General features: G+C 71.0%; 6 protein-coding genes and 1 pseudogene. All 7 read left to right on the forward strand.

All coding sequences use genetic code 11. The annotated features are described in order from the left end of the window. A partial coding sequence (locus tag BGN97_RS13960; RefSeq protein ID WP_292702703.1) for an HrcA family transcriptional regulator occupies nt 1-536 on the forward strand: 536 nt, incomplete at its 5' end. Nucleotides 537-558: 22 nt separating this feature from the next. Continuing rightward, a complete protein-coding gene (gene dnaJ / locus BGN97_RS13965) occupies nt 559-1,671 on the forward strand; it encodes a molecular chaperone DnaJ (protein WP_285630385.1) in 1,113 nt (370 codons plus the stop codon). A gap of 54 nt (nt 1,672-1,725) precedes the next feature. After that, nucleotides 1,726-2,454, forward strand: a complete 729-nt coding sequence (locus BGN97_RS13970; protein WP_292702707.1) for a 16S rRNA (uracil(1498)-N(3))-methyltransferase — start codon at nt 1,726-1,728, stop codon at nt 2,452-2,454. 14 nt (nt 2,455-2,468) lie between these two features. Then, nucleotides 2,469-2,816: an HIT domain-containing protein gene (locus BGN97_RS13975; protein WP_292702710.1), complete on the forward strand. Its 348-nt coding sequence runs from the start codon at nt 2,469-2,471 to the stop codon at nt 2,814-2,816. An 85-nt stretch (nt 2,817-2,901) separates the two neighbouring features. Next, nucleotides 2,902-3,927 (forward strand): PhoH family protein, encoded by a 1,026-nt coding sequence (locus tag BGN97_RS13980; RefSeq protein ID WP_292702736.1) that lies wholly within the window; start codon nt 2,902-2,904, stop codon nt 3,925-3,927. After that, nucleotides 3,924-4,382 carry an rRNA maturation RNase YbeY gene (gene ybeY / locus BGN97_RS13985; protein ID WP_292702713.1) on the forward strand — a complete coding sequence of 153 codons (459 nt, stop codon included), beginning with the start codon at nt 3,924-3,926 and terminating at the stop codon, nt 4,380-4,382. Before BGN97_RS13980 ends, ybeY begins: the two co-directional genes overlap by 4 nt. Beyond that, a pseudogene (locus BGN97_RS13990) lies at nt 4,379-5,490 on the forward strand (hemolysin family protein); the annotation flags it as partial. The gene ybeY and the pseudogene BGN97_RS13990, both read left to right, overlap by 4 nt.

The following is a 5,490-nucleotide window of genomic DNA, read 5'->3' on the forward strand; positions in this document are numbered from 1 at the left end:
ACGCCGACGTGGCGGTGCTGCGCGCCCCGCTGGCATCCCTCATCACCGGCCGCGCGGTCAGCGAGGCGACCGACCGGATGCAGTCCGTCGGACAGCCCGATCAGACGGTGGCGGCCCCGCGCCTGCAGCCCGCGCTGATCACGCTGGCCGCGGTGATCTCGGAGGAGCTCGCCGAGTTCAGGCAGGAGCGGCTCGTGATGGCGGGCGCCGCGACGCTCGCGCGCCGCGAGCAGGACTTCCGCGGCAGCATCCATCCGCTGCTCGAAGCCATCGAGGAGCAGGTGACGCTGCTGCGGCTGATGAGCGAGATGGTCACGGACGAGCACGGCCTGGCGACCAGCATCGGCACGGAGAACGCGCCGTTCGGGCTGGGCGAGGCCTCCATCGTGGCCAGCAACTACGCCGCCCCCGGCGGCACGGCGCGGGTCGGCGTGATGGGGCCGACGCGCATGGACTATCCGAGCAACCTCGCGGCGGCCCGCGCCGTGGCGCGCTACCTGTCGCGCATGCTCGAAGAAGACGGAACGACCCGGTGACCCCGGTGTCAGAAAGGTGATCGTGGCGGACCACTACGAAGTCCTCGGGGTGTCCCGGGACGCCACCCAGGACGAGATCAAGAAGGCGTACCGCAAGCTCGCCAGGCAGCTGCACCCGGACGTGAACCCGGGTGAGGAGGCGTCCGAGCGGTTCAAGCTCGTCACGCACGCCTATGACGTGCTCGGCGACGAGGAGTCGCGCCGCCGCTACGACATGGGCGGCGACGAGAACGGCGCCGGCTTCGGCGGTTTCGGTGGCTTCGGCGACATCTTCGAGACCTTCTTCGGAGCCGCAGGCGGAGGCGGCCGCTCGGCCCGGCCGCGGTCGCGCCGGGAGCGCGGTGAGGATGCGCTGGTGCGCGTAGACCTCGACCTCGGCGACGTCGTCTTCGGCGCGCACAGGGACATCGAGGTGGACACCGCGGTGCTCTGCGAGACCTGCCAGGGCACGTGCTGCCAGCCGGGCACCTCGCCGGTCACCTGCGACGTCTGCGGCGGCTCCGGGCACGTGCAGCGCCAGGTGCGCAGCCTGCTCGGCAACGTCATCACCACCCAGCCCTGCGGCTCCTGCGAGGGCTTCGGCACGCGGATCGAGTCGCCCTGCGGCGGCTGCGCCGGCCAGGGCCGCGTGCGCACGCGTCGCACCGTCTCGCTCGACATCCCGGCCGGCGTCGAGACGGGCCTGCGGCTGCAGCTCCCGGGTTCCGGTGCCGTCGGCCGCGCGGGCGGCCCGAACGGCGACCTGTACGTCGAGGTGACCGTCGCACCGCATGCGATCTACAGCCGCGACGGGGACGACCTGCTGGCGACGCTCGAGGTCTCGATGACGGATGCCATCCTCGGCACCACCACCACGATCGAGGGACTGGACGGCGAGGTCGACCTCGAGATCCGCGCCGGCGTGCAGTCCGGCGACGTGCTGACCATCGCCGGCCGCGGGATCACCCCGCTGCGCGGCACCCAGCGCGGCGACCTGCGGGTGGGCGTGCAGGTCGTGACGCCGACCAGGCTCGACTCGGCGCAGCGCAAGCTGATCGAGGACTTCGCGAAGAAGACGAAGGCGCCGGCTCCGCAGCTGGCCCAGTTCCACCAGGGCCTGTTCTCGAAGCTGCGCGACCGCTTCCGCAGTCGCTGACCGCGCGCGGGAACTGCCGACCCCATCCACCGACCTCTCGCCGATCGGAGCACCGTGGCGCTGCACTTCATCATCCCCGACTGCGCGGATGCCGCCGTCGGCGACGTCATCGCGCTGACCGGCGCCGAGGCCAAGCACGCCGCCGTGGTGCGACGGGTGCGGGTGGGCGAGACGATCACGCTCGGCGACGGCCGCGGAACGTGGCTGGAGGGGGTCGTCGACGACGTCGCGGCGGCGCGCGTGACCGTGCGCATCGAATCCCGTCGCAGCCACGAGGCGCCGGCCTCGCGGATCGTGCTTGCCCAGGCCCTGGCCAAGGGCGACCGTGACGAGCTCGCGGTGCAGGCCGCGTGCGAACTGGGCGTCGACGAGGTCGTGCCGTGGCAGGCCGCGCGCAGCGTGTCGCGCTGGGAGGGGCCGAAGGCCGCCAAGGGCCGGGAGCGCTGGGCGACCATCGTGCGCGAGGCCGCCAAGCAGGCGCACCGCGCCTGGATCCCGGAGGTCGCCGAGGTGGAGACCACCGCGAGGCTCGCTGCTCGCGCCGCGGACGCCAGGATGCTGGTGCTCGATCCCTGGACCGACACCCGGCTCACGGGCATCCGGCCCGACGGGCGTGACATCGTGCTCGTCGTCGGGCCCGAGGGCGGGATCGCCCCGGAGGAGCTGGAGCGACTCGAGTCGGCGGGCGCCGAGCGCGTGCGCCTGGGCGACACGGTGCTGCGCACCTCCACGGCCGGGCCGGTGGCGATCGCGCTGCTCTCGGCCAACCTGGGACGCTGGTAACTAGACTTGACCGCATGACAGAGCCCTCGATCTTCACCCGCATCCTGAACGGGGAGATCCCCGGCGAGTTCGTCGCCCAGACGGATCACCTCTTCGCCATCCGCGACATCAACCCGCAGGCACCCGTGCACGTGCTCGTCATCCCCAAGACCGAGCAGTACCGCGACGTCACCGAGCTCGCCGCCGGCGACCCCGGCCTGATGGCCGAGATGGTCGCCATGGCCAAGCAGATCGCCGTCGAGCTCGCCAACGGCGAGTACCGTCTGATCTTCAACAACGGCGCCAGCGCCGCCCAGTCCGTCTTCCACGTGCACGCGCACGTGCTCGCAGGTATCGAGGAGAACAAGCTCGTTGGCTTCTGACACTGCGTCGTCCCCTGACGACTCCGCACCGCAGTTCCCCGCCCAGCCGGAGCGCACCGAGCGCATCTACGCCGACGGCGTCGCCATGGTGCAGCTGCTCGGCCCGCAGGACCGCCTGCTGCGGATGCTGGAGAAGCAGCATCCGCGCGTCCAGGTGCTCGTGCGCGGCAACGAGATCAACCTCGGCGGCTCGGCGGCCGACGTCGCCGCGGCCAAGGAGCTGGTCGAGGAGCTGCTGGAGATGACCCGCTCCGGCCACGACCTCGTCCCCAGTGACGTGGAGCACTCCGCCCGGATGCTGCGCCGCGAGGACGGGCCGCGTCCGAGCGAGGTGCTCGGCGAGGCCATCCTGTCCACGCGCGGCCGCGTCATCCGCCCCAAGACGCTCGGACAGAAGGAGTACGTCGACGCGATCGAGGAGAACACGATCGTGTTCGGCATCGGTCCCGCCGGAACCGGCAAGACCTACCTCGCGATGGCCAAGGCCGTTCAGGCGCTGCAGCGCAAAGAGGTCGAGCGCATCATCCTCACCCGCCCCGCCGTGGAGGCCGGCGAGCGGCTCGGATTCCTGCCCGGGTCGCTCACCGACAAGATCGACCCGTACCTGCGGCCGCTGTACGACGCCCTGAACGAGATGATGGACCCCGAGGTCGTGCCGCGCCTGATGGCGACGGGCACCATCGAGGTCGCACCCCTCGCCTACATGCGCGGGCGCACGCTGAACAGCTCGTTCGTGGTGCTGGACGAGGCGCAGAACACCACCCCCGAGCAGATGAAGATGTTCCTGACCCGCCTCGGGTTCGGCACCAAGATGGTGGTCACGGGCGACATCACGCAGATCGACCTGCCGCAGGGCGCGTCCGGCCTGCGCCTGGTGACCCGCGTGCTGGACGGGATCGACGACATCCACTTCTCCCGGCTGACGAGCGACGACGTCGTGCGTCATTCGCTGGTGGGACGCATCGTCGACGCGTACAGCGAGTACGACGAGCGCCGCACCGCCGACCGGGTCGAGCGCGAGCAGGCGCACCAGTTCGCGAACCGCGCCGACCGCCGAGCGGGCCTGCGCCCGAACCTCCGAGACCGCAAGCCGAAACGAGGCCTGGAATGATCGAGATCAACAACGAGTCGGCCATCGAGATCGACGAGACGGTGCTGCAGCGGCTCACCGACTTCAACCTCGAGCAGCTGCACGTCAGCGCGGATGCCGAAGTCGCGATCGTGCTCGTGGACGAGGGCGCCATGGAGGCGCTGCACGTGCAGTGGATGGACGAGCCGGGGCCGACCGACGTGCTGAGCTTCCCGATGGACGAGCTGCGACCGGGCACTGCCGACCGGCCGACCGCCGCGGGGCTCCTGGGCGACATCGTGCTGTGCCCGCAGGTCGCGGAGACGCAGGCGCAGGCCGCCGGGCACTCCCTGATGGACGAGCTGATCCTGCTCACCACGCACGGCCTGCTGCACCTGCTGGGCTTCGACCACGCCGAGCCTGACGAGGAGCGTGAGATGTTCGGACTGCAGAAGTCTCTGATCGAGGGATTCGCGCACGCCGAACGCCGACGATGACCCCGTTCTTCCTGCTCGCCGCAGCCGTGCTGCTGGTCTCCTTCGGCGGCCTGATGGCGGCGGTCGACGCCGCCTTCTCGGTGACCTCGAGCACCGACATCGAGGAGCTCGCCTCCGAGGGCCGCGGATCCGCGGCCCTGCACAGCATCGCCGCCGATCCTGATCCACACGTCAACGCGGTCGCATTCATGCGCGTGCTGTCCGAGACGACGGCCGCGGTGCTGGTGACGGTGGCGCTGGACGCGCTGCTGCCGAGCATCTGGTGGGCCATGCTGGCCGCTGCGGTGCTGATGACCGGGATCACGTTCGTGCTGGTCGGCGCCAGCCCGCGCTCGTACGGGCGGCTGCACGCCGAGGGCATCCTGCGGGCCTGGGCGCCGACGGTGCGCGGCGTGCGCATCCTGCTCGGCCCGCTGGCCCAGGCGCTCGTGCGCGCCGGCCGCCGTGTCACCCCAGGGGGCGGGCGCAGCAGCTTCGCCTCCGAGGAGCAGCTGCTCAGCATGGTCGACGAGGCGGCGTCGCACGACCTCATCGAGGAGGACGACCGCGACCTCATCCACTCGGTGTTCGACTTCACGGATCAGTTCGTGCGGGCCGTCATGGTGCCGCGCACGGAGATGCTCACCGTGGATGCCGCCGAGACCACGACGGATGCGATGGAGCTGTTCCTGCGCACCGGCGTCTCGCGGATGCCCGTGGTCGACGACGAGGCCGATGACGTCGTCGGCGTGCTGTACCTGAAGGATCTCGTGCAGTTCGCCTACCGCGACGAGAGCGCCTGGCGCGGCGCACCGGTGCGGCCGATCGCGCGCCCTGCCGTGTTCGTGCCGGAGTCGATGCGTGCGGAGACGCTGCTGCAGCAGATGAAGCGGGACGCCGTGCACGTGTGCATCGTGATCGACGAGCACGGCGGCATCTCGGGCCTGGTCACACTGGAGGACCTGATCGAGGAGCTCGTCGGCGAGATCTCCGACGAGTACGACCGCGGACCGGCCGAGGTGGTCGATCTCGGCGGCGGACGCTACCGGGTGAACTCCCGGGTCCCGCTGGAGGCTGTCGGCGACGTGTTCGGGCTGGAGCTCGAGGACGACGACGTGGACTCGATCGG

This window comes from Microbacterium sp. 69-10 (assembly GCF_001897945.1).
Classification (GTDB): Bacteria; Actinomycetota; Actinomycetes; order Actinomycetales; family Microbacteriaceae; genus Microbacterium.

What these genes read in the sequence shown, in the direction of transcription:
- BGN97_RS13975 (WP_292702710.1), top strand. Translation starts at nt 2,469, where the DNA reads ATGACAGAGCCCTCGATCTTCACCCGCATCCTGAACGGGGAGATCCCC.
- BGN97_RS13980 (WP_292702736.1), top strand. Translation starts at nt 2,902, where the DNA reads ATGGTGCAGCTGCTCGGCCCGCAGGACCGCCTGCTGCGGATGCTGGAG.
- ybeY (WP_292702713.1), top strand. Translation starts at nt 3,924, where the DNA reads ATGATCGAGATCAACAACGAGTCGGCCATCGAGATCGACGAGACGGTG.